We start from the raw sequence: 24,622 nt of genomic DNA on the forward strand, positions 1-24,622 counted from the left end.
AGAAATAGTAGGTAAAACGGGGAATTGCTCTTAAATACATATTTTTCAGTTTATTATCCAATCAAAAACGCTTTATTTAAAATTGGGTGTTTGATTTTCACTATTAGCAATTATATAATGATGTAGGGAAAGAATTGATTCTCATTTTCATTGAGAATCTTCGGAATATATAAAGATCCAAAATATATATAGAATAGTGGGAGAATGAAATGAGACTTTGGATGCTCGTTGCAGCAACCATCGTTCTGTCCTTTATATCACTATTTATTGGGGCAATCGACATTAGACCGTCCGATTTATTGGATTGGGATTCAGATAAAACACAAATTTTCTTAATGAGTCGAGTGCCGCGATTAATGGCGATTATACTTGCTGGGGCAGGGATGGGTATTTCTGGTTTAATCATGCAAAGCTTGAGCCGAAACAAGTTCGTATCACCGACAACATCGGGTACTTTAGATGCTGCCAAGCTAGGTATTGTAGTATCAATGGTATTTTTTACAAATGTCGGCTATATGGAGAAAATTATATTCAGTTTCACTTTTGCATTGATTGGTATGATGATTTTCATGCGTCTTCTTGAAAGCATAAAATTCAAGGACGTTATTTTTGTGCCCCTCATCGGTATTATGTACGGAAACATTATTGGCGCGATTTCAACATTTATCGCTTATGAGGCGGACGCATTGCAAAGCGTGGATACATTCTTCCTAGGAAGTTTTACACTTGTCGTGTCTGGCCGTTATGAATTGCTTTATGTAGCTGTGCCCGCCATTATCCTTGCGTACTTATATGCCAATAAGTTTACGGTAGCAGGAATGGGCGAGGATTTTGCCAAAAACCTTGGATTAAGCTATCGTACCGTGCTGAATCTCGGTTTAGTGCTTGTTGCGATTATTTCAACGACAGTTGTATTAACGGTTGGGATTATTCCTTTCTTAGGATTAATCGTGCCAAACTTAGTTTCATTATATTTGGGAGACAATTTACGTAAAACGATTCCGCATACGATTTTCTTAGGAGCAGCCTTCCTATTGATGTGTGACATTTTGAGTCGCCTTATTGTGTACCCATTTGAAATTCCAGTAAATACAACGGTTGCAGTAATCGGCAGTGCAATCTTCTTAGTGATGTTGTTTAGGGGGAAAGCATATGCGAAAAAATAGTACGAAGCTGATTGTTTTAGCGGTAATCGCGATTATTTGTATATTATTATTCTGTTTATATAATATCCAGGGCGGTTTTAGCTATGCCTTCCCTAAACGTGTGGAGCGAGTGCTGGCGATGATTATTACAGGTACAGCGATCGCCTATGCGACTGTAACATTCCAAACTGTCACACATAACCGCTTATTAACACCTTCCATGATGGGTGTAGACTCGATGTATGAAGTGGTACAAACACTTATTTTCTTTTTTGCGGGCTCTGCATCGATTTTTGTAGTAAGTCGTTATTTGAACTTCGGATTATCAATTGCGGCGATGGTATTATTCGCACTAATTTTATACCGTTTCCTATTCCGAGCTGATAAACATCCAATCTTCCTGCTATTGCTTGCAGGGATGATTATCGGGACATTGCTTGGAAGCTTCGTGACATTTCTGCAAGTTATTATTGACCCGGTGGAATATGAAAGCTTGCAGTCACGTTTATTTGCAAGCTTTATGAATGTGAAGACAGAGCTGTTGCTCATTGCTGTCATTATTTTGGGTGCATCGTTCATCTACGGCTATCGTTTATTGCGCGATTTGGATGTCATGTCTTTAGGGCGTGAAAATGCGATTAATTTAGGTGTTAATTATGATAAAATTGTATTGAAAGTATTAATTTTATCTTCTGTTTTAATCGCAACATCAACTGCGCTTGTTGGTCCGATCACGTTTTTAGGCCTGATCGTATCAAATTTGTCATATCAGTTTTTTGCTACGTACAAGCATTCCATTTTAATAGTGGGTGCGAGTTTAATTAGTATTATTGCACTTGTCGGTGGGCAGTTTTTAGTGCTGCATGTATTCAATTTAAGTACGACGATCAGTGTAATCATTAACTTTATCGGCGGACTGTACTTTATTTATCTAATACTGAAGGAAAGTAGGAAAGCAGGATGATAGAAATTAAAGGGATTTCCAAAAGCTTTGGAAAAAAACCAGTTGTGGAAGATGTCACATTAAATATCCAGCCGAAAGCCATCACTTCATTTATTGGACCTAACGGAGCCGGCAAGTCGACATTATTATCGATGGTAAGCCGATTGCTTGATTCAGATACAGGCGAAGTATTATTAGATCAAAATGACGTAAAAAAAATGAAGTCGAATGATTTCGCGAAACGTGTGGCCATTTTGCGTCAATCCAATCATTTAAATGTACGTTTAACTGTACGTGAACTCGTATCATTTGGGCGCTATCCATATTCAAAAGGGCGTTTAACAGCAGAGGATGAGGAACATATCGACCGTGCGATTGAATATATGACACTCGGCGATATGCAACATAAGTTTTTGGATGAATTATCAGGCGGGCAAAAGCAACGCGCATTTATTTCAATGGTTATCGCCCAGGACACTGAGTATATTTTGCTCGATGAACCATTGAATAACTTGGATATGAAGCACTCTGTCCAAATTATGAAAATTTTGCGCAAGCTTGTGGATGAGTTGGGAAAAACGGTTGTTATTGTTTTGCATGATATTAACTTCGCTTCAGTATACTCTGATCGAATTGTGGCATTAAAAGATGGACGTCTTGTAAAAGATGGTCCGACACATGAAATTATCAACTCTGAAGCATTGCGGGAAGTTTACGATATGCATATTCCAGTACAAGAACAGGATGGCTGTCGTATTTGCGTATACTTTAATTCACATAGCTAAATGGTAATAAATGTATAAGTTGCGCTCGCTTATACATTTATTTTCTGAAGTTAATTGAGAATGAATATTAATTTCAAAAAATGGATTGACAATATTATCTGCTTGATTTAGACTAACGGTAGTCAAATGAAAACGATTATCACTCTCGCTCGGGAGTATAGTAGGAGGAAATAGTAAAAATGAAAAAGTGGAAATTTTTAACGGCAGCAGCATTAACATTAATGTTAGCGGCATGTGGTGCAGACGAAGAAACATCAACAAAGGACGATAGCGATAAAGCGGCTACAGAGCAAACAGCAGGCACTGATAATAAAGAAACTGCAGCAACAGAAGCGCCTGTCTTCCCAATGACAGTATCTTCTTTATCGGCAGGCAGTGAAACTGAAGATGGTAAATCACTTACGTTTGAAGATGTGACTTTTGAAGAAATGCCAAAAAACATTGTAGTATTTGACTACGGTTTCTTAGATACACTTGATGCATTAGGTGTGGAAGGCATCGTTGGTATCGCTGCAAACGGCGGTAAAGGTAACTTCCCTGAGCATTTAAAAGAAAAATATTTAACTGATTCAGTTACTGACGTTGGTTCTTTAAAACAAATCGACTTCGAAAAAGTAGCAGCTGCTAATCCGGATGCAATCTTCATCTCAGGTCGTCAAGGTTCTTTCTATGAAGAATTGAAAGAAATTACACCAAACGTAGTATTCATCGGTTCTGATAACTCGAACTATGTAGATGGCGTATTTGAAACAGTTGACTTAGCTGCTGAAATCTTCGGCAAACAAGAAAAAGCGGAAGAATTAAAAGCTTCATTACAAGAAAAAGTTGACGCTGTTAAAGAAAAAGCAGCTGGCTATGAAAATGCATTAGTAGCAATGTACAACGACAAAAAGATCTCTGGTTTCGACAACGGTGAAGATTCTCGTTTCGCATATGTGTACAATGACTTTGGTTTCAAACCATCAACTACTGACATCAAAGCTTCATCACACGGTTCTGATTTCTCTTATGAATCAATTCTTTCTGTAGACCCGGAAGTATTATTAATCATTGACCGCACAGCTTCAGATGTAGAAACAATTAAAGCTGACATTGAAAACGATATCATCAAACAAACTCGTGCTTACAAAGAAGACAAAATCGTTTACTTGGACGGAGTGAACTGGTATTTCTCTTCTAACGGTGTTACGACTGAAGCAGAGAAATTAGATGAAATCCTAAACGAATTAAAATAATATTGTATAAGGCATGTCTCAATGCGAGACATGCCTTTTTGGAAAAAGAGGAGGGTTTTATATGTTCGTGCAAATTCGCAAATGGATCGTAACAGAAGGTAATTCCGATAAAATTATCGAGCGTTTTGGGAAAAAACCTGGTCAAGGCCCATCTTTAATAGAACAGCGTGAAGGCTTCATTAGCCGCGAGCTGCTTATAAAAAATGTTCGTCGCGGTGAAGAAGAAGTAATCATGATCATCCGTTGGGAATCGGAAGAAGCTTGGAAGGCTTGGGAAAAGAGTCCTGAACATATTGCGGGCCATAAGGCAAAAATCCAGGAGCATGGCGGTAAACCACCGAAGCCGGAATTCGTCATTTCCATGGAACACGGCAATTACACAGTTGTGGAATAATAATCCTTATATAAAAATCTATCTTGCTAAATTTTTTAGCGGGGTAGATTTTTTGTTTCCCTAAATTGCATATATTATAATAAACGTAAAAATAGCAGTACGGATGGAAGCGGGGATAAGCGTGAAAAAAGGGGCATTCCTATTTGCATTAGTTGCTTTAGCGATTTTTTCCGTTATCGCTCTTAATTATGATTCAGCGAGCTTTATGGCATTTGACGAACGAATCCAATCTTTGTTTCAAGGAAATGACATCATCATTTCATTTCATTATATAGGGGAAACAAATTTTATTTTAGTCATTGCGGTCATGCTATTGCTCTACTTATGGGTTTACGGTAAAAATTATCGTGGTATGTTATTTGTATTGCTGACATTAGCGGTCGGAAATAGCATCAACCGATTATTAAAGCATTATTTTGAGCGACCTCGCCCGGAAATTGCCGATCAGCTTGCAACATTCAGCTTTCCATCGGGGCATTCCCAAATGGGTGTATTGTATTTGCTAACATTGGCCTATTTATTTTCGAAGATGACGAATAGCAGAAAGAAGGCGGCAGCTGCTTGGGTTATCGCTATTGTCCTCGCATTTTTTATCGGATTATCACGCATTGCAGAAGGACGTCATTTCCCTACAGACGTATTAGCTGGATGGAGCATCGGTTACATTTGGTTCATCATTTGCGTAATATGGTATGAGTCAAGGAAGTATAAAAATAACGATCCGGATTCCTGATTATAGGGAATTCTTTTTTTAAATATAAAGTTGGTTTATTGCATAAGATGTTACTTCAATGAAGAAAGTTGCATTAGGGAAACATTTCGCATATAATTTAGAAAATGAATAAAAAATAAAGGAGAATAATATGGATGAAAATGTATTGCTTGCGTTAGGTTTAACATTATTTGCAGGGCTTGCTACAGGAATCGGCAGCTTAATCGCCTTTTTCACTACACGCACAAACAAAAAGTTTCTATCAATCGCCCTAGGATTTTCGGCGGGCGTAATGATTTATGTATCACTTGTCGAAATTTTTGTGAAAGCTAAAGATGCTTTAGTTAACGTCCACGGAGAAAAGACGGGGTATTGGCTTACATTGCTAGGGTTTTTTGGGGGTATGCTATTGATCGCATTAATTGACCGTTTTATTCCGAAAGGTAAAAACCCCCATGAAGTAAAATCTGTAGAAGATGTCCAAAAAGCGCAATTGGTTGGCGCTGAGGATGTAGAGGCAGATCGTTTAATGAAGATGGGATTATTTACAGCACTGGCGATTGGGATTCATAATTTTCCGGAAGGCATCGCGACGTTCATGTCGGTGCTGCAAGATCCGAATGTCGGAATAGCAATAGCAATAGCTGTAGCAATTCATAATATTCCGGAGGGGATTGCTGTAGCTATTCCTATTTTCTATGCAACAGGGAAGCGTATGAAGGCGTTTAAATGGTCGTTCGCCTCTGGTTTATCAGAACCATTGGGAGCGTTGATCGCTTATTTAGTGCTTATGCAATTTATGACGGATACGATGTTCGGTGTTATATTTGCGGGCGTCGCTGGTATTATGGTATTCATCTCCATCGACGAATTGCTTCCTGCAGCAAAAAAATATGATGAGGCACATTCCTCGATTTACGGTTTGGTGGCGGGTATGGCTGTCATGGCAGTGAGCCTAGTGCTATTAACTTAAAACGCTGTTAGAAGTATGTTATAAAAAAAGCCGGCATCATATAAAAGATGCTGGCTTTTGGCTATTAGGAAGCAGCTGTCACATTTTCGGATGCAACAGTAAATGTTGTATTTTGATATTCATTTTTTTCAATTTCGTCGAGTAGTGCCACAGCAAAGTCTGCATAGCTAATATAACTATTGAATTGCGAGTTTACTAAAATTTTTTCTTCCCCTTTAATATAGTGGCCGGTGCGAGGTCCATCTGAATCGAACATGGCAGACGGGATTGCAAACGTCCATTGAATCGATGAACTTTCCAAATCGTGAAGGTTTTGCAATTGAGCCTTTGCTGCAGGCGCAAGCTCCTCTGGATAATCTTCAAGATCCATTAAGCGGACCGTCTTTTCGCGGTTAACAAAAAGGCATCCTGAACTACCTACAACGAACAGCTTTTTTGTTGTTCCCTCCAGCAGGGAAATTAAATGCTGACCTGCCGTAATGTGTAAATGCTCTTCCCCTGGCAGCGGGGCAAAGGCGTTAATTAAAATATCAAAAGAGGCAATTTGTTCCTTCGTTAAATTAAATAAGTCGCTTTCAATGATTTGAATATTTTCCTCTTGTAATGTCGCCTTATTTTTTACAATAGCTGTGACATCGAAGTTACGCATTAAAGCCTCTCGTAAAATATGAGTACCTGCTTTACCAGCAGCACCGATTACTGCAATTTTCATTAATATTACCCCTTTCTAACAGTAGATTTATTAATATACCCAAAAATGAAAGAAATTATGCATGGAAGAAGAAAACGCAGAAATAATTAAACTAAAAAATGCTCCTTATTTTCGACTTGGAAATTAAGGTGCATTTTAAACGGGCAGATAGAAATTATAAGTTTTTCTAATTATATAGAAGATTATGGTCTCTGATGTTGTGGATCACTTTGCATAAAGGTGATGTTGGCAAAGAGTAAAATAAAGAGAAGATGTTTTTGGTGGGCCAGCACAAAAGTCATCAAGTCATGCTGCACATGGCTTTGCGACTTTTCTTCGTGCTTTTTGAAACGCCCGCCAAATAAATTGCCTTGTGTTTCATATGAGCTTTCACCATCCATAGGCTGTTACGGTCGAACCTGATGGGGAAGCTGTTGTTAAAACGATTTTGTGTGCAGGGAATCGCTTTTGCATCGAAAGAACGAATTGCTCGGATACATGAAGCGGGATCATGGATATCAATGTTGGACCTGCACCACTTAATGCTGTCCCATATGCTCCGGCGCTTTTTGCCGCTTCATGGATTTCCGCATAATTTGGTATAAGCTGAGCACGGAAAGGCTCATGGAAAAGATCTGCCTCCATATACCGGCCGATACGCACATAATCTTTCGCGATTAAAGAAGCGGCAAGCATATTCGCATTTGCACTGGCACGAACTGCATAGCCACGGTCAAATTGATCTGGTAAAACCCCGCGTGAATCAGCTGTTTTCAGCTCTACATTCGGAATAAACACAACAAATGCTGCATCAATCTCTTGAATATGCAGCGTGTCGACAATCCCTTGTTCATCCATAGAGGAAATAGTCAATCCGCCTAGTACGGAAGCTGTCGCATTATCGGGATGTCCTTCAATTTGAGAGGAAATATTCAATTTATCCTGTGTGGATAAATCTAATTCTCCTAAAATATCGGCCAATTCAATGGCTGCAACAATTGCTGCCGCACTGCTGCCGAGCCCCCGCGCAAGAGGAAGCTCACTTGCCATTTCGACTTTGCACGGTCTTAATGGCTTGTTGTGCTGCTTCGCTACTTGTTGTGCAATACTATAGACTAAATGTGTTTCAACTGTTGTATCGGAAGGCACATTGTCTCCAATATGAACAAATTCCCATTCATCCTGCAATGTTATTTCTAAAGTTAAATAAAGTGATAACCCAAGGCCAATCGAGTCAAATCCAGGTCCTAAATTTGCTGTACTGCCAGGTACTTTGATTTGCCATTTCCCCATCATAAACTGAAAACGCCCTCGATGTAGCGCCGAATTTCTTGTTCGTCATTTTTAAGGGATACTAAATCAACAGTTGAAACGCTCATTGCTGTATCCGAGTCTTTTAAGCCATTGCCCGTAAATACTGATACGACACGGCTGCCTTGTGCAATTTTACCAGCCTTCACACATTTAATAACACCTGCCAATGATGCAGCAGAACCTGGTTCAACAAAAATTCCTTCCTTGCCGGCGATTAACTTGTACGCAGCTAAAATCTCGTCATCTGTTACAGCATCAATTAGGCCGCCTGATTCGTCACGTGCTGCTTCAGCATATTTCCAGCTTGCAGGGTTACCGATGCGAATAGCAGTTGCCATGGTTTCAGGATTTGCAATTGGCTTGCCGCTTACGATGGCAGCTGCTCCTTCTGCTTCAAAACCGTACATTTTCGGGAGACCGCATTTTTTTGCTTCATCATATTCTTTAAAGCCTTTCCAATAAGCTGTAATATTCCCTGCATTGCCCACTGGGATGCATAAGTAATCAGGTGATTGCCCGAGCTGATCGACAATTTCAAAGGCCGCTGTTTTTTGTCCTTCAATACGATAAGGATTCACAGAGTTAACAAGTGCGATCGGTGTTGTTTCCCCGATTTTGCGCACAATATTTAATGCATCATCAAAGTTGCCTTCGATTTCAATGATTTTCGCGCCATATACACAAGCTTGCGCCAATTTGCCAAGTGCGACCTTTCCTTTTGGAATGACGACGATCGATTGAATGCCCGCCCGTGCTGCATAAGCAGCGGCAGCGGCAGATGTATTTCCTGTAGAAGCGCAAATAACTACTTTCGAACCTTCTTCAATCGCCTTCGCAACGGCAAAAACCATTCCGCGGTCTTTAAATGAGCCTGTTGGATTTGCGCCTTCAATTTTCCCGTACAGCTCGATGCCTAATTCCTTTGACAAATTTACTAACGGAATTAAAGGCGTATTTCCTTCATTTAAAGAGAGTGCAGGTGTATTTTCAGTAACAGGTAAATACTGTTTATATTCTTCGATAAGACCTTTCCACATAGACATTTAAGCTCCTTCTGTTCTCGCTAGGTGAACATTTGTTTTTATATACAAGACATTTTAAACCTATGTGATGGCTATTTCAATAGGAAATAATAAATTGTCCAAATAATTCAATAAAACCTATTGATCCCGGCATAATTGATTTTATTTGGCGGCAGGTGTTTCATTTCTTTCAGCAGATGTCCAAATACACGTCGGAAGAAGTCAAATAATGGTTGTCACTTTTAAGAAACAAATGTATGATATTAATGTTAAGTCAAGTGTAAAGACATATGGAAGGTGGAAAAGTAAATGTCAGTGGAAACGAACGGACAAAAACCATTATCCCGCAATAAATTGTTGCGTATTGCTGGAATTGGTTGGATGTTTGATGCGATGGATGTAGGGATTCTTTCCTTTATCATTGCTGCGCTTGCAGTAGATTGGGGATTAAATAGCAGCCAAATGGGATGGATTGGCAGTGTCAACTCTATCGGTATGGCTGTAGGCGCGCTACTTTTCGGCGTACTTGCCGATAAAGTGGGGCGCAAGCAGATTTTTATGTGGACATTAATATTGTTCTCGGTAGCAAGCGGGCTATCCGCATTCACAACTACATTAACGCTCTTTTTAATTTTGCGCTTCTTCGTTGGAATGGGGCTTGGCGGGGAATTGCCTGTCGCGTCTACATTAGTATCTGAAAGTGTCAAAGCGGAAGAACGAGGAAAAGTTGTTGTCCTTCTAGAGAGCTTTTGGGCGGGAGGCTGGCTAATAGCAGCAATTATTTCCTATTTTGTAATCCCTGCTGAGTTTTGGCCGATTGAAGGTTGGCGTGTCGCTTTATTAATAACGGCAATTCCGGCATTTTATGCTATTTATATAAGAATGAAGCTACCGGACTCCCCGCAATTCAGAGTGAAAGCAGAATCGAAAAAGCGCTCTATCTTCCAAAACATAGCAGAAGTTTGGGCGAAAAAATATGCGCGTTCCACAATTATGCTGTGGATTTTATGGTTTGCGGTCGTATTTTCCTATTACGGGATGTTTTTATGGCTGCCGAGTGTGATGGTAGGGAAAGGCTTTGATCTTATCTCGAGCTTTAAATATGTATTAATCATGACATTGGCTCAATTGCCTGGATACTTCACAGCTGCATGGTTTATCGAGAAATTTGGCCGTAAGTTTGTATTAGTTACATATTTATTAGGTACAGCGGCAAGCGCATTTGTATTTGGCGGGGCAGAAACAATCACAACGTTATTAATTTCCGGTATGCTGCTTTCATTCTTCAACTTAGGTGCATGGGGCGCTTTATATGCCTATACGCCAGAGCAATACCCGGCAATTGTACGTGGAACAGGAGCTGGAATGGCAGCAGCTGTAGGGCGTGTCGGTGGTATTTTCGGCCCGCTGTTAGTTGGCTCGCTTTTAACGAAAGGCTATGATATTAGTTATATCTTTACAATTTTCTGTGTGGCGATTGTCATTGGTGTGTTAGCTGTTATATTTTTAGGAAAAGAAACAAAACAGACAGAATTGCAATAAAACGGAAACACGGGAAAAAATATCGAAAGGGGTCTGTCCGAAAGTTAATGGGCAGGCCCCTTTAAACGCCTTTTATACAGCAGAAATATTCCCATTAAATAAATAGGGATAGTAAGTTTTTGTTAATTGTTTAATTATAAAGAATAAGTTTTACAAATTCTTGTCAATTTCCTACTCAAAGCCCTCGATTCTTTAGTCTGCTAAAGTTTTTTCAGAAAAATCATTGAATTCTATTAATATTCATGTTAATGTATTTTCTATTATTAAGAAATTACTGCACGGTAAAGTACAACATAATAGTTGCCATTCTCTATTTTAGGCGTCATTACATGTGGACTAATGGTAGAGTTTATTTTTAATGAGAAGAATACAAGAAAAGGAGATGTAGGAATTGAGTATTTGTGATGATATTAAAAGAAGGTATATTCGATTATCAAAAGGACAGCGGAAAGTAGCTCAGTTTGTCATGGATAATCCTAATGTTGTGGCGACACAAATTGCCTCTGAAGTTGGCAGACTTGCAGATGTAAGTGAATCAACTGTTATTCGATTTTGTTATGCGATGGATTTAGCAGGCTTTAGTGAGCTTCAAGACAAAGTAAAAGGATACTTAATCGAAAAAGGCGAAATAATCGAAGTGAAAAAGGCTATGCCCGCGAAAAAAATCAGAAAACATATTGGCGCAGATATCGTAAAGCAGGATATTGCCGGTATCTCTAAAACTTTTAATGAATTGAACGAGCGTGATGTCGAAGAAGTGGTGCAATTGCTGCATCACTCAAAAAGAATACACTTTTTGGGTTTTAGACAATCGGCACCTGCAGCATTTTGGATGTACAGTAATTTAAAGATGCTGCGGGAGCAAGTGTTTTTTATCCAGCATGAGGCAGATAAAATCGCCCAGCAATTGGCGCTTATGGATGAGGACTCTTTGCTCGTTGTCATTTCATTGGATGATGAATATGAAGACGTGGCGACATCTGTGGAAATCGCGAAAAGGAAAAATGTGAAAATTGCCGCGATCCGGGATAAAAAGCTCATTTCCATACCGGAGCCTGCCCATACAGTGTTGATTGTCCCATCTGCGCTAGAAGGCGGCGCTACATGTACGATTGCTATTTTCTCTTTATTGCATATTTTAGTCGAATCAATGGTGAGCCAAAATCCGCAGCAATATGAAAATTATCTCGGGAAGAGCAGAAGCATGAAAAAGTCACCTAATTTAATTGCTATTAGTTAAAAACCGTAAAGGCTGAGTAATGGCCTTTACGGTTTTTTTTAAGGAAACTTCTATTTTTCTCTCCTCTTCCGTTATGTTAAAATGGAGAGCGAAAAAGCATTTTATACAGGAGGCTCAATTATGAGTAAAACATTAGTTTTCGGACATAAAAATCCAGATACAGATACAATTACTTCGGCGATTGTTTATGCATACTTAAAACAGCAATTAGATGTGGATGCAGAAGCGGTGCGCCTTGGAGAATTGAATAACGAAACGAAATTCGCGCTGGAAAAGTTCGGTTTTGAGGCGCCGCGTTTAATTGCAAACGTAAAAGATGAAGCGGCACAAGTAATTTTAGTTGACCATAACGAATTCCAGCAATCAGCAGACGGCATTGAAGAAGTGCAAATCGCGGAAGTGATTGACCATCACCGTATTGCTAACTTCCAAACTGCAGATCCGTTATATTTCCGTGCCGAGCCGGTTGGGTGTACGGCAACAATTTTAAATAAATTATTCAAAGAAAATAATGTGGAAATTCCGGCAAATATTGCAGGTTTAATGCTATCGGCTATTATTTCAGATACATTATTATTCAAATCACCTACTTGCACAGAGCAAGATGTAAAGGCAGGCGCCGAATTGACCGTTCTTGCTGGTGTTGAAACAGGCGAGTACGGTTTGGCAATGCTGAAAGCAGGTGCAGACCTTTCAGACAAGTCATTGGAAGACCTATTGTCGCTAGATGCGAAAGGCTTTGAATTTGGCGAATACAAAGCAACGGTCGCGCAAGTAAATGCGGTTGATATCGAAGACATTCTAGGTCGCCAACAAGAGCTTGAAAACCTATTGAATAAAAATGTGGCGGATAACGGGCTGGATTTGTTCTTCTTCGTTGTAACTGACATTTTGAATAATGATTCAACAGCAGTGGCAGCTGGACAAGTTGCAGAAGCGGCTGCGGCGGCGTTCGGTGCAGAAATTATCAATGGACGCATTTCTTTGCCTGGCGTTGTATCTCGTAAAAAGCAAATCGTTCCAGTATTAACAGAACGTCTAAAATAGCGACGGGAAAATCCGGTGCTCTATTCAACTAGAGCGACCGGATTTTTTTATGTCCAATGGATAGACGGCAGGACCTTCTATTACTTCGCCTTTCGCATTATAGCGAGAGCCATGGCATGGGCAATCATATGTTTCATCTGCTTCATTCCACCTTGTTTTACAGCCTAAATGTGTACAGCGAGGCGCATCAGGACGTGCAATATACCCTTTTACGAGCTCCTTGCTAATGAAACCGCCTGTTTGCAGCATGAAGTATAATGTTTTTCCAAAGTTCGAGCGGTTTGGGGAAAACAGCGACGTGGCGGCATTTGGCTCCTTTTTTATAAGACTGGGAAGAAGTATGCCTGCGACAAGCGATGAGGATAGCCCCCATTTATTAAAGCCTGTAGCGATATATAAGCTATCATCATTCGGTGATAACTGCCCGATATAAGGGATTTGGTCAGCGGTCATTATATCTTGCGCACTCCAGCCATATTCAAATGCGGGTAGCTCAAAATATGCAGTTAGCTCATGCTGCAATGTTTCGTAAAAGTGGTCCGTATCGCCTGTTGTTCCAGCCAGATGCGATTGGCCCCCATATATAAAATAAGGCACATTATTTACAAGTGCGCTGCGTATTGTACGACTTTGGGAATCAATGCTTATATATTGCCCTTCCAATAGTTGCGGGCATTTTGTCGCCGTTAAATAAGAACGGCTAACTTGCAGCTTCATGGAATAAAGCTGACGAATGGATTCGATAGGGTAATGTGTACATAAAATAAGCTTTTTATATTGAATCGTATAGGCGTTTGATGTATGAACACAGTTTTTTAAAGGTTCGATTTTAGTGATGCGTGTATTTAAATAGAGCTGTGCCCCATGTTTTCTTGCTAAATGGACATAGAAATTGGTGAATTGGACAGGGTCAATTTGCCATTCATTTTTTATTCCGAGCGCCAGCTTTACAGGAAGATCAAGTTCGATTTCATTTGATGCGACAAAAGGAATGCCTATTTTTTTATAGTGTTCTGCTTCATTTAGCAGCTGCTCCTTTCCTTGATCCGCCGCTGTGTATAAAAACGAAGTTGCCTTTGTGAAACTGTCGCTGTTTTCGGAAACAGCCTGCTCAATCGCGGTTTTATTTGCTTCATAATAAATTTTGCCGTCTTCTTCCGTCATTTTTGAATAAATAATGTTATGCTGCACCGTTAATTTTCCTGTGGAATATGCGGTTGTTCCATGTGCAAACTGGGGGAGTGCTTCGATTAATGTAACTTGAAAACCTTCTTTAGCGAGCGAATAGGCAGTATAGATCCCGCTTATCCCCCCGCCGATAATGCATATATCGCATTTTAGCGATTTTTTAACAGCTGGAAAAGAAAAATCTTCATTAGATTGAAGCCAGAGCGATTGTTTCAAAATATCACCTTTTTATTTTTTAGCATGGGGTATTGATACATAATTTATACAATATTTCCAATTCAAAAATTGTACATTTGAATGGACGCTCGTTACAATACAGTACAAGGAGTGTGATCAGAATGAAAATAGAGGTATGGTCGGATTATGTATGCCCATTTTGCTATATTGGAAAAAAGCAGTTGGAAATCGCATTGGAGCAGTTAGGGTATGGCGACGGCATTGAAGTGGAATATAAAAGTTATTTATTAGATCCTTCTACACCGGTAGATACGTCGAGCTCTGTTTATGAAGATTTACAACAAAAATATCAAATTTCTTTGGAAGAAGTAAAAAAGATGACGGCGAATGTCGCAGCGCGTGCAAAAGAAGTTGGGCTAGAATATAATTTTGATAATATGAAAAGTGCCAATACAGTGAAAGCGCACCGTTTAGCGAAATGGGCTGAAACAGAAGGCAAAGGAAAAGAATTTACCGAAAGAGTATTAAAGGCATATTTTCTGGAAGGGGAAGCAATTGGTCAAACGGACGTCCTGCTTTCTTTAGCGAAAGAAGTAAATCTGCCGGCTGAAAAGGCTCAGCAAATTATCGATGGCAATGAATTTATGGGAGAAGTCGAGCAAGATATTGCAGTTGCCCAAAAATTGGGTGTGCGTGGTGTGCCATTCTTCGTCATTGATAATAAATACGGTATTTCAGGAGCACAGCCACAAGAAGTGTTTGAGCAGACAATCGAAAAAGCCGCACAGGAAATTGGATTGCGCAAACCTTTAAAAATGCAAGGAAGCAGCGGAGCAGCATGCACAGACGATTCTTGCGAAATTTAATCTCGGTCTAAAGTATGAGAGCAATCATATTGATTTTTTTTGATTGTTCTTTTATTATATAAAAGTACCTCGAATGTGAGATACTCAAAAACAAGATAAAAGTTCAACAATAAATAATATTCATTAAGCAGGGAGAATAAAATAATGACAAATGTATTAGTTGTAAAAGCAAATAACCGTCCAGACGGAGTATCAACAAAAATGTATGAAACATTCATGGCGGAAATAGCAAACGAACAAGGTTTAAATGTAACAACTTTTGACGTGTTTGAAGAAAATATGCCATATTTCGGACAGGAATTATTCAATGCATTCGGTAAAGCACAAGCAGGCGAGGAATTATCGGCTATCGAAGCGGGTTCAATCGCGGCGTTCAATAAATCTCGCGAAGCTTTATCAGCTGCAGATGTAGTTGTATTTGCATTCCCGTTATGGAACTTAACAATTCCAGCTGCATTACAATCATTCATCGATTACACATATGGCGCAGGCTATACATTCAAATATGATGAAAACGGCAACCAGATCAGCTTAATGCCAGATAAAAAATATATCGTATTATCAGCTCGCGGCGGAGTTTATTCGACTCCGGAAATGTCGGCGCTTGAAATGTCGGCAAACTATATTAACGCTGTAGCAGGCGGTGTATACGGCATGGAGAAAATCGATGAAGTGATTATCGAAGGTCATGCTTCAAATCCGGCAGCAGCAGAGCAGATTATTGCTGACGGATTAGAAAAAGTAAAAGCTTCGGCTCAAAAATTAGCAATGGTGACAGCATAATTCATATCGCGAAGAAGGGAATATCCGAAAAGTTATTTCGGGGCATTCCCTTTTTTTACATTTTGTTCAACTGTAATTCCACATTAACATGAACTTGCTCTGCGAGTAAAACCCCGCCAGTTTCCAAAGCTGCATTGTAAGTTAAATTAAAATCTTTTCTGTTGATTATTGTCTTACATGTAAAACCATATGTATCAGCATTCCATGGGCTCTTTACATGCCCGTTGTAGGCCACCTCAAAAGTAACGGGTTTTGTAATGTCTTTTATCGTTAAATCCCCATGTAATTTAAATTTATCGTTTCCGCCCTCCACCGCGTTTTTAATAAACGTAATTTTTGGATAACGGTCTGCATCAAAGAAGTCCCCGGAAATCAAATGCTGGTCACGCGAATTGTCACGTGTATTCACACTTGCCACATCCAAATCAAAGCGAATGAATGCCTCTTTAAACGTTTCGATTTCGTCTGCCTCGATTTGGGCTGAAAAAGAATCAAAAGTGCCGTTCACCTTCGTGATCATCATATGCTTTATGGAAAAGTTAATGGACGAGTGGAAAAAGTCCACTACATAAGTTGTCATAATATCACCTCATTTTATTGCAAAATACTACTTCCATCATAAAATAGATGGTTATTTATTACAATGTGAATATCGTCGCAGTAAGCTACTTACTTTTCGTAATTGATGATAAGTGGTAATATCATAATAAGCATTTAAATAAATTTAGTTTTAAGGCTGTAAAATATGAGGTGAATAACATGAAAGAATCAGCATTATGTCCGCGTTTGTCAAAAGCGATGGAGCTTGTCGGAAAACGTTGGACGGCTTTAATAATTTATCAGTTACTAGAAGGACCGCAACGTTTTAATGCGATTGAAGCTGCTTTGCCGATCAGTGGACGATTATTGTCAGAGCGTCTGAAGGAGCTTGAAAAGGAAGGAATTGTTGAACGTAAAGTGTATTCAGAAGTACCGATCCGCGTTGAATATAATTTGACCGAGAAAGGACATTCGCTCGAACAGACTGTCAGGGAAATCGAAAAATGGGCGAAAAACTGGCTTTAAATAATACGGTTTTACTTGTAAAAAGCGCGGTAAAAACAGATACTAAAAAAGTACGTCAGCTTTACGAGAAAGGAAAATGGCTTTTATGACAATTCAACAATGGGAAAATGATTTATTGCGATGGATACCTTCAGCCAATATAAAAATAAATGAAACATTAAAAAAATATACAATGACAAAACTTGGCGGCAAAGCGGATATTTTAGTGCTGCCTGAAACAGAACAGCAAGCAGCGGCAGTTGTAAAATACGCCTACGAAAAAAAGGTTCCTTTATTAATGCTGGGAAACGGTTCGAATATGGTCGTGCGGGATGGCGGAGTTCGCGGCATCGTATTGCATTTTTCCTTATTAAACGAAATCCGTATTGATCGCAATATCGTCCATGCGCAAAGTGGTGCTTTAATTAAAGAAGTATCGAAACAAGTTGCAGCCAACAGTTTAACTGGCTTTGAGTTTGCATGTGGCATTCCAGGATCAATCGGCGGGGCAATGGCTATGAATGCGGGTGCATACGGCGGAGAAATCAAAGATGTGGTGACATCGTGCACTGTGCTGACACCTGAGGGAGAGCGGCTAGTATTGGACAACGAGCAGCTGGAGCTTTCTTACCGGAAAAGCATCATTGCTAAAAAAGGCTATTTCGTATTGTCCGCCACATTCCAATTAGCACAAGGCAGCCAACAGCAGATCGATGAAAAAATCGCGGATTTAACATTCCAGCGTGAATCAAAGCAGCCGCTGGAATACCCTTCAGCAGGAAGTGTGTTTAAACGCCCTCCAGGACATTTTGCCGGTAAATTAATTCAAGATAGCGAGCTGCAGGGCAAAGGTGTAGGAGGAGCGGAAGTTTCTACAAAGCATGCAGGATTTATCGTCAATAAAAACAATGCGACCGCAAAGGACTATATCGAGACGATTCAAATGGTGCAGCGCATTGTGAAGGAAAAATTCGATATTGACTTGGAAATGGAAGTAAAAATTGTCGGTGAAGATTAAATTTGGAAAATAAAGAAGACTTCAACTCGCGCTAATGTAGTGCGAGTTATCTTTTTTGCATCAAACTAAATGACATAGCAACCGTCATGAAGCATAAGTTACATAGAAGGAGCAAAAATGATGAAATTCATCTCATGGAATGTAAATGGTATACGTGCATGTGTAAAAAAAGGATTTATGGATTATTTCAGTGAAATGGATGCGGACTTTTTCTGCATCCAAGAAACAAAATGCCAAGCAGGACAAATTGATTTACAATTGGACGGCTATTATCAATATTGGCATGATGCAGTAAAAAAAGGCTATTCAGGTACAGCGATTTTTACGAAGCACAAGCCATTAGATGTATTTTACGGCATCGAAAATGAAGTCGCAGCCGATGAAGGACGTATAATCACGCTGGAATACGAAAAATTCTATTTAGTGAATACATATACACCAAATGCGAAGCGGGATTTAACGCGTTTGGAGGAACGTCTTCTTTGGGAAGATCGGATGGCGCTTTATTTAAAGGAACTTGATGCGAAAAAACCCGTCATTTATTGTGGGGATTTGAATGTTGCGCATGAAGCAATCGATATTAAAAATGCGAAATCCAATATCGGAAATTCAGGCTTTACATATGAGGAACGCGGCAAGATGACAGACTTGCTTGCCAGCGGGTTTACAGATACATTCCGCCATTTCCATGCAAATGAAACCGATCGTTTTACATGGTGGAGCTATATGGCGAAAGTGCGCGAACGAAATATCGGCTGGCGCATTGATTACTTTATCGTATCAGATCGCATCGTTCCGCAAATAGAAGAAACTTCGATTCATTCGCAAGTTTTAGGTAGCGATCATTGCCCTATCGTATTAAAATTAAAAACAGTGTAAGATGAATAGAAAAAGAGAAAAGCTGCTTTCCGAAGAGTATGGGTAACGCTTTGCAAACTAAGAAACAAAGAGGTGGATTTAATGGCACAACAGGCGAATAAGTCTAAAGGGCGCAAAATTATTAATATTGTTATATGGGCAATTGGAATTTTAATTATTGTAGGCGGTGCAGCAGTAGCGGGTTTGCATTTATACGTAGCAAATTCAAAGCCTTTAATCGAGGGCGAGGCTATTGTTTCGATTTTGGACGAAGATGTTGAAGTGACGAGAGATGGTGTAGGAGTTCCGCATATTGTGGCGAAATCGGATGCCGACCTTTACCGTGCTCAAGGCTATGTACAAGCACAGGACCGCTTATTCCAAATGGATTTGGCACGTCGTCAAGCGAGCGGTACTTTAGCGGAAGTTGTTGGGGCATCTGCTGTAAATACAGATAAATTTTTCCGTACGTTCAGCCTGCGTCATGCAGCGGAAAATTCCTGGGATGATTATGATGCCGATTCGCAGCAAATTTTGGAATGGTATGCAGAAGGGGTCAATGCCTTTATCGACGAAGTAAAAGGTACGAGCAAGCTTTCCTATGAATTCAAATTGCTTGGATACACTCCGGACACATGGACACCGATCGATTCATTGGTAATCGGGAAATATATGGCGTATGACCTGGGCGGGAACTGGAATCAGCAAGCATTCCGTTCATGGGCATTGCAAAATTATACAAAAGAGCAAGCCGAAGAATTATTTGTGGAATACCCTGAAAATGCAAAATCGATTATTGAGGCAAACCTGAATCTGGAAACAGATATCGCAAGTGCCTTTACAGCGGATTATTTACCTTCGGAATTTAACGGAAGCAACAACTGGGTAATTAGCGGTGATCTGACGGAATCAGGAAAGCCTTTGCTTGCAGATGATCCGCATTTAGGATTGAGCACTCCATCTGTATGGTATCAAATGCATTTGCAGTCACCTGAGCAAAATGTGAGTGGGGTCATTTTTGCGGGCATTCCCGGCATTATTTTAGGCCATAACGAACAAATTGCATGGGGTGTGACGAATGTTAACCCGGATGTACAGGATTTATATATCGAAACACCAAACCCGGAAAACCCGTATCAATTCGAATATGACGGCAAATGGGAAGATGCAACTGTCCGGGAAGAGCCTATTAAAGTAAAAGACGGTGAAACAGTTGAATTTGAAGTAGTGGAGACACGCCACGGTCCGATTATTTCCAATATTATGCTGAAGGAAACAGAAGTGAAAGAACAGTTCTCCATGCAGTGGACCGCCCTTCAGTCAACACAGGAATTAAAGGCAGTATTAGGATTCAACAAAGCGACAAACTGGGAAGAGTTCGAGACGGCATTGGAGGACTTTAAAGCGCCGGCGCAAAACTTTGTATTTGCTTCGACGGACGGGACAATCGCCTATAAAGCGAACGGTCTTGTGCCAATCCGCAAGCAGGGTACAGGCGCGCTGCCGGTACCGGGCAATTCCTCTGAATACGGCTGGGAAAGCTATATTCCATTTGACGAATTGCCGACTGTCATCAATCCGGAAGAAGGATATATTGCGACAGCGAACAATCAAGTGGTAGGCGACGAATACCCATATCATATTTCGAACCTCTGGGCACAGCCATATCGTTATGAACGCATCGTGGAAATGATTGAAACACCTGTGCATGACGAAGAGACTGGCAAATTACTAAAGCTGACGGTCGCTGAAATGAAAGGGATGCAAATGGATAAGAAAAACTTGCATGCCGAAGAATTTTTGCCGGAGTTAATGGAAACGATTAAAGCGCAAGATACAGATGGCAAGTACGACAAAGTCATCACACTATTGGAAGAATGGGAATACTATGATGACAAAGATCAGGGAGCCCCGCTTGTGTATCACTTCTTGATTGAAAATATGGAAAAAGCATTATTTAAGGATGCAATGCCAGAGGATGTATTCAAACTAATGCCGGCCAAATCGCAAATTACCGATCAAATGCTGCGTGACGCATATGCCGGAAATCCGGGTGTATGGATTACGGAGGAAGGTGGCTTGGACGCATTTGTTTACACGGCGTTCGAGGACGCTGTAAAGAAAATTGAGGGTAAGTTCGGCACATCAATTTCAAAATGGAAATGGGGAAGCTACAATAAGCTTACATTCAATCATCCATTGGCAGGCGCTTCCGACTTCCTGGCAGATTACGTGAATCCCGAAAAGCTGCCGGTAGGTGGTTCAAGTGTAACGGTTCAAGCTGCTGCAGAGGACGGGAACGGCAATGTATATCATGGTGCATCATGGCGCTTTGTAGCAGATCTAAATGATTTATCGACAGCATATCATATTGTCGGTCCTGGTCAGAGCGGGCATATGAAGTCGAAATGGTACGACAACCAAGTTTCGAACTGGGTATACGGTCGCTACCATAAAACAAATATCAATGGCGATATCAATACTGAGTACAAATTAATTTTAAAAGCCGAATAATAAAATGAAAGAGGCTGAGACATAACCCAAAAACACCATTTTTCTCTCAGAGAAAAATGGTGTTTTTTGCTGGGTGTAAAAATTGATTTCCATTCGGGGACGCTTTCCGCGGGCGTGAGGCCAACACGATGTTGGTCACAAAAGCGTTGCCACAGGACGTGGCGTTCTTAGCTTTTGTTCCTAGTCTCAGGCGTCAGTGCTCCTGTCGCTACGCTTTCGTCGCAAAATAAATTTCGCTATTCCCGCAGGAAGCTCTGCTTGTGACTGTCGCTAATGCTTTCGTCACAGAGAAAATCTTGTAGCGAAAGGCGTTAGCCGACAGCTGATGTTTTTTCAGTGCGAAAGGTGAAACCGTCAGCACGAACACTCGCCCTCCATTCCAATCAATTTCATAAAATGTCCTTTTCTTAAAAAGGGGTTTCTCCATATCCAATGAAATTTTTACTTCTGTCCCAGCCTCTTTCAAATTTAAACAGGCGCTTCATAATAAGGGTCATTCAAACAATCATTTGAATGTAGTATATGCATAAGCTATAATACATTCAAATACATATTTGAATGAGGTGTGAATAGTGAAGGATATTTGTGAAGTGACAAAGGTCAATGAGCAGGCAGTAGAGTATGTAAGGGCGCAAATGCCGGAGCTCTCAAAGGTAGCGAAATTTTTAAAGGCTCTCGCTGATGAAACACGCTTGAAAATTACATTTGCGCTAACAATAGAAGAACGTTTATGTGTATGTGATGTAGCAGCGATTATCGGTACTAGTACGGCGACAGCTTCCCATCACTTACGCTATTTGAAGGAAAATGGCTTGGCAAAATCCGCGCGTGAAGGGAAGATGGTGTACTATTCTTTGGCGGATGATCATGTGCATCAAATTGTAAAGATTGCCTATGAGCATTCAAAGGAGTGAATTGTATGGTACAGAAAACAGAACAATACCGCTTGGAAAATTTATCTTGCGCAAATTGTGCGGCAAAATTTGAACGAAATGTGAAGGAAATTGACTCAGTAGAAGAAGTGCAGTTAAATTTCGGCGCAGCAAAATTAACGGTAAAAGGTGAAGTGACAATTGCCCAATTGGAGGCTGCCGGGGCATTTGACGGCATTAAAGTTTCCCCGGCAAGTGAACGTAAAGTCGTTGAAAAGATACCGTTTTATAAGCGCAAAGAAAATCAGCTTGCCGGTTTTTCATTGTTTTTCGTTTTAATTGGGGTCATTTGCAGTTTCGTTTTCGGTGAAGGGCATGTTTTGGTGAATAGTCTCTATGCAGTCGCAATCATTGTAGGGGGTTACCCAATCTTCATAACGGGTATAAAAAATTTACTGCACGCGGAATTTGATATGAAAACATTGATGACGATTGCAATTATCGGGGCGGCTATTATAGGGGAATGGCAAGAAGCTGCAATTGTCGTTTTCCTTTTTGCGGTAAGTGAAGCATTGGAAGCCTATTCCATGAATAAAGCACGCCAATCGATTTCCCGGTTGATTGATTTGACACCCGCGACAGCAACAGTTAAACGAGCGCATAATGCTCATTTTCATGAGATGGAAGTTGCGACGGAAGCGATACGAATTGGTGATATTTTAATTGTAAAGCCAGGACAGAAAATCGCTATGGACGGTGTCGTTGTTTCGGGCATTTCCACTGTAAATCAGGCTGCGATTACCGGTGAATCCATTCCTGTCACAAAAAAGAATGGGGACACTGTTTTTGCAGGAACATTGAACGAAGCAGGAGCACTTGAAATAGAAGTGACGAAGCGTGTTGAAGATACGACGATTGCAAAAATCATCCATTTAGTGGAAGAAGCGCAGGCTGAAAAAGCGCCTTCCCAAAAGTTCGTTGACCGTTTTGCCAAATATTATACACCTGCAATTATGGCAGTTGCTTTTCTTGTTGCAATCGTGCCGGGCGCCGTAACAGGTAATTGGCTGCATTGGATTTACCAAGGGCTGGCAGTTCTAGTTGTAGGCTGTCCGTGTGCACTTGTTATTTCAACGCCTGTAGCGATTGTGACAGCGATTGGAAACGCGGCCCGCAATGGGGTATTAATTAAAGGCGGAGCCTATTTAGAAGAGCTGGCCCGCATTAAAGCGGTTGCCTTCGATAAAACCGGTACATTAACAAAAGGGCAGCCTGAAGTAATGGAAATAATAGTGGAGGCGACTGATGAAAATCCGCATACATTGCTGGAAAAAATAGCTGCTGTAGAGAAAAAATCACAGCACCCATTAGCCCGAGCTATTTTGACGAAGGCTTTTGATGAAAAAATTCATGTTTCCGAGGCGGAAGATTTTCAGTCTGTGACAGGAAAAGGTGCGTATGCGACTGTTAATGGCGAAGTAATTTATGCAGGAAGTGTCACTTGGATACAATCGTTCATTCCTATTTCGGGACAATTATTAAGTAAAATTGATCAGCTTGCATCAAACGGCCATTCGGTAATTGTCGCTGCAAATGACCGTTATGTTTTAGGCATTATGTCGATTGCCGATCAGCTTCGGCCAGAAAGCAAAGAAGTGATCTCGGCACTTCATGACAATCATATCCGCCATACCGTAATGCTGACAGGTGATGCATCATTGACGGCACAAAAAATTGCCGATCAGCTTAATATTAATGATGTAAGGGCAAATCTTTTACCACAAAATAAATTGCAGGCAATGAAAGACTTGCAGCAGCAATATAATTCGGTTGCAATGGTAGGGGACGGCGTAAATGATGCACCGGCTTTGGCGGCGGCCGATATTGGGATTGCGATGGGCGGTGCTGGTACGGATGCGGCGCTTGAGACAGCTCAAATTGTCTTCATGGCAGACGATCTATCGAAACTGCCATATACGATGAAATTAAGCAAAAAAGCAATAAAAATCATTAAACAAAACATAGCGTTTGCACTCGGCCTGAAGTTCATTGCCATTTTGCTTATCATACCAGGCTGGCTGACATTATGGATTGCCATTTTCGCCGATATGGGCGCGACATTGCTGGTCATTTTAAATTCACTGAGATTATTGAAAATAAAAAATTAACATTATAAAAACTGTCAAACAGAGCAAGATAATATATAGTGCACGAAGGCAAAAAAATTACTTTTGTTGCTGGAATTCTTGAGTTATGCTA

Annotated in this window: 23 protein-coding genes; 18 read left to right on the forward strand and 5 right to left on the reverse strand. The window is 40.4% G+C overall.

Features of this window, described 5'->3' with window-relative positions; genetic code table 11:
- The first annotated feature begins 209 nt into the window (after nucleotides 1-209).
- The 7 genes from ACTHOQ_RS08340 to zupT all read left to right on the forward strand — a co-directional run bounded on the left by ACTHOQ_RS08340 (nucleotide 210) and on the right by zupT (nucleotide 6,187).
- The gene (locus ACTHOQ_RS08340; RefSeq protein WP_440495431.1) at nucleotides 210-1,166 is read left to right on the forward strand and encodes an ABC transporter permease; all 957 of its coding nucleotides are present in this window, start codon (nucleotides 210-212) and stop codon (nucleotides 1,164-1,166) included.
- Nucleotides 1,153-2,109 (forward strand): iron chelate uptake ABC transporter family permease subunit, encoded by a 957-nt coding sequence (locus tag ACTHOQ_RS08345; RefSeq protein WP_440495433.1) that lies wholly within the window; start codon nucleotides 1,153-1,155, stop codon nucleotides 2,107-2,109. Before ACTHOQ_RS08340 ends, ACTHOQ_RS08345 begins: the two co-directional genes overlap by 14 nt.
- The gene (locus ACTHOQ_RS08350; RefSeq protein ID WP_440495435.1) at nucleotides 2,106-2,873 is read left to right on the forward strand and encodes an iron ABC transporter ATP-binding protein; all 768 of its coding nucleotides are present in this window, start codon (nucleotides 2,106-2,108) and stop codon (nucleotides 2,871-2,873) included. Before ACTHOQ_RS08345 ends, ACTHOQ_RS08350 begins: the two co-directional genes overlap by 4 nt.
- 179 nt (nucleotides 2,874-3,052) lie before the next feature.
- Nucleotides 3,053-4,108, forward strand: coding sequence for a siderophore ABC transporter substrate-binding protein (locus ACTHOQ_RS08355; RefSeq protein WP_440495437.1), 1,056 nt, complete (start codon nucleotides 3,053-3,055; stop codon nucleotides 4,106-4,108).
- A gap of 61 nt (nucleotides 4,109-4,169) precedes the next feature.
- Entirely contained in the window at nucleotides 4,170-4,502 is a 333-nt protein-coding gene (locus tag ACTHOQ_RS08360) for an antibiotic biosynthesis monooxygenase family protein (protein ID WP_440495439.1), read from the forward strand.
- Between the two features lie 121 nt (nucleotides 4,503-4,623).
- The gene (locus ACTHOQ_RS08365; protein WP_440495441.1) at nucleotides 4,624-5,235 is read left to right on the forward strand and encodes a phosphatase PAP2 family protein; all 612 of its coding nucleotides are present in this window, start codon (nucleotides 4,624-4,626) and stop codon (nucleotides 5,233-5,235) included.
- 130 nt (nucleotides 5,236-5,365) lie between these two features.
- Nucleotides 5,366-6,187 carry a zinc transporter ZupT gene (zupT, locus tag ACTHOQ_RS08370; protein WP_440495443.1) on the forward strand — a complete coding sequence of 274 codons (822 nt, stop codon included), beginning with the start codon at nucleotides 5,366-5,368 and terminating at the stop codon, nucleotides 6,185-6,187.
- A 64-nt stretch (nucleotides 6,188-6,251) separates the two neighbouring features.
- On the opposite strand, the gene ACTHOQ_RS08375 is transcribed toward zupT, so the two are convergent.
- The 3 genes from ACTHOQ_RS08375 to thrC all read right to left on the reverse strand — a co-directional run bounded on the left by ACTHOQ_RS08375 (nucleotide 6,252) and on the right by thrC (nucleotide 9,229).
- Nucleotides 6,252-6,899, reverse strand: a complete 648-nt coding sequence (locus ACTHOQ_RS08375) for an NAD(P)-dependent oxidoreductase (protein WP_440495444.1) — start codon at nucleotides 6,897-6,899, stop codon at nucleotides 6,252-6,254.
- Between the two features lie 369 nt (nucleotides 6,900-7,268).
- The gene (gene thrB / locus ACTHOQ_RS08380; protein WP_440495446.1) at nucleotides 7,269-8,174 is read right to left on the reverse strand and encodes a homoserine kinase; all 906 of its coding nucleotides are present in this window, start codon (nucleotides 8,172-8,174) and stop codon (nucleotides 7,269-7,271) included.
- Complete coding sequence (gene thrC, locus ACTHOQ_RS08385; protein ID WP_440495473.1) at nucleotides 8,171-9,229, reverse strand: threonine synthase; 1,059 nt, start codon at nucleotides 9,227-9,229, stop codon at nucleotides 8,171-8,173. The genes thrB and thrC overlap by 4 nt, the downstream gene beginning before the upstream one ends.
- 294 nt (nucleotides 9,230-9,523) lie before the next feature.
- Between thrC and ACTHOQ_RS08390 the strand changes: the two genes are divergently transcribed.
- From ACTHOQ_RS08390 to ACTHOQ_RS08400, 3 genes are all read left to right on the forward strand, one after another.
- The gene (locus tag ACTHOQ_RS08390) at nucleotides 9,524-10,756 is read left to right on the forward strand and encodes an MFS transporter (RefSeq protein ID WP_440495447.1); all 1,233 of its coding nucleotides are present in this window, start codon (nucleotides 9,524-9,526) and stop codon (nucleotides 10,754-10,756) included.
- A gap of 391 nt (nucleotides 10,757-11,147) precedes the next feature.
- Nucleotides 11,148-11,996: a MurR/RpiR family transcriptional regulator gene (locus tag ACTHOQ_RS08395; RefSeq protein ID WP_440495448.1), complete on the forward strand. Its 849-nt coding sequence runs from the start codon at nucleotides 11,148-11,150 to the stop codon at nucleotides 11,994-11,996.
- Nucleotides 11,997-12,116: 120 nt separating this feature from the next.
- Nucleotides 12,117-13,043, forward strand: coding sequence for a manganese-dependent inorganic pyrophosphatase (locus ACTHOQ_RS08400; RefSeq protein ID WP_440495449.1), 927 nt, complete (start codon nucleotides 12,117-12,119; stop codon nucleotides 13,041-13,043).
- 24 nt (nucleotides 13,044-13,067) lie between these two features.
- Here the strand turns inward: ACTHOQ_RS08400 and ACTHOQ_RS08405 are convergent, their stop codons facing one another.
- Nucleotides 13,068-14,447, reverse strand: coding sequence for an FAD-dependent oxidoreductase (locus tag ACTHOQ_RS08405; protein ID WP_440495450.1), 1,380 nt, complete (start codon nucleotides 14,445-14,447; stop codon nucleotides 13,068-13,070).
- Nucleotides 14,448-14,569: 122 nt separating this feature from the next.
- Here ACTHOQ_RS08405 and ACTHOQ_RS08410 point away from each other — a divergent pair, with 122 nt between their 5' ends.
- Both ACTHOQ_RS08410 and ACTHOQ_RS08415 read left to right on the forward strand, forming a co-directional pair.
- Nucleotides 14,570-15,274, forward strand: coding sequence for a DsbA family oxidoreductase (locus ACTHOQ_RS08410; protein WP_440495451.1), 705 nt, complete (start codon nucleotides 14,570-14,572; stop codon nucleotides 15,272-15,274).
- 144 nt (nucleotides 15,275-15,418) lie between these two features.
- On the forward strand, nucleotides 15,419-16,057 hold the full coding sequence (locus ACTHOQ_RS08415; RefSeq protein WP_440495452.1) for an FMN-dependent NADH-azoreductase: 639 nt from the start codon (nucleotides 15,419-15,421) through the stop codon (nucleotides 16,055-16,057).
- A gap of 55 nt (nucleotides 16,058-16,112) precedes the next feature.
- On the opposite strand, the gene ACTHOQ_RS08420 is transcribed toward ACTHOQ_RS08415, so the two are convergent.
- Nucleotides 16,113-16,637: a YceI family protein gene (locus ACTHOQ_RS08420; RefSeq protein WP_440495453.1), complete on the reverse strand. Its 525-nt coding sequence runs from the start codon at nucleotides 16,635-16,637 to the stop codon at nucleotides 16,113-16,115.
- A gap of 179 nt (nucleotides 16,638-16,816) precedes the next feature.
- Here ACTHOQ_RS08420 and ACTHOQ_RS08425 point away from each other — a divergent pair, with 179 nt between their 5' ends.
- The 6 genes from ACTHOQ_RS08425 (at nucleotide 16,817) to ACTHOQ_RS08450 (ending at nucleotide 24,531) form a co-directional block, all read left to right on the forward strand.
- The gene (locus ACTHOQ_RS08425) at nucleotides 16,817-17,122 is read left to right on the forward strand and encodes a winged helix-turn-helix transcriptional regulator (protein WP_440495454.1); all 306 of its coding nucleotides are present in this window, start codon (nucleotides 16,817-16,819) and stop codon (nucleotides 17,120-17,122) included.
- Nucleotides 17,123-17,207: 85 nt separating this feature from the next.
- Nucleotides 17,208-18,119 (forward strand): UDP-N-acetylmuramate dehydrogenase, encoded by a 912-nt coding sequence (gene murB, locus ACTHOQ_RS08430; protein WP_440495455.1) that lies wholly within the window; start codon nucleotides 17,208-17,210, stop codon nucleotides 18,117-18,119.
- A 120-nt stretch (nucleotides 18,120-18,239) separates the two neighbouring features.
- Nucleotides 18,240-18,998 (forward strand): exodeoxyribonuclease III, encoded by a 759-nt coding sequence (locus ACTHOQ_RS08435; RefSeq protein ID WP_440495474.1) that lies wholly within the window; start codon nucleotides 18,240-18,242, stop codon nucleotides 18,996-18,998.
- 81 nt (nucleotides 18,999-19,079) lie between these two features.
- Entirely contained in the window at nucleotides 19,080-21,491 is a 2,412-nt protein-coding gene (locus ACTHOQ_RS08440; RefSeq protein WP_440495456.1) for a penicillin acylase family protein, read from the forward strand.
- Between the two features lie 569 nt (nucleotides 21,492-22,060).
- A complete protein-coding gene (locus ACTHOQ_RS08445; RefSeq protein WP_440495476.1) occupies nucleotides 22,061-22,405 on the forward strand; it encodes an ArsR/SmtB family transcription factor in 345 nt (114 codons plus the stop codon).
- Nucleotides 22,406-22,410: 5 nt separating this feature from the next.
- Nucleotides 22,411-24,531 carry a heavy metal translocating P-type ATPase gene (locus ACTHOQ_RS08450; RefSeq protein ID WP_440495457.1) on the forward strand — a complete coding sequence of 707 codons (2,121 nt, stop codon included), beginning with the start codon at nucleotides 22,411-22,413 and terminating at the stop codon, nucleotides 24,529-24,531.
- Nucleotides 24,532-24,622 lie beyond the last annotated feature (91 nt).

Source organism: Solibacillus silvestris (assembly GCF_051967575.1).
GTDB classification, from domain to species: Bacteria; Bacillota; Bacilli; order Bacillales_A; family Planococcaceae; genus Solibacillus; species Solibacillus silvestris_B.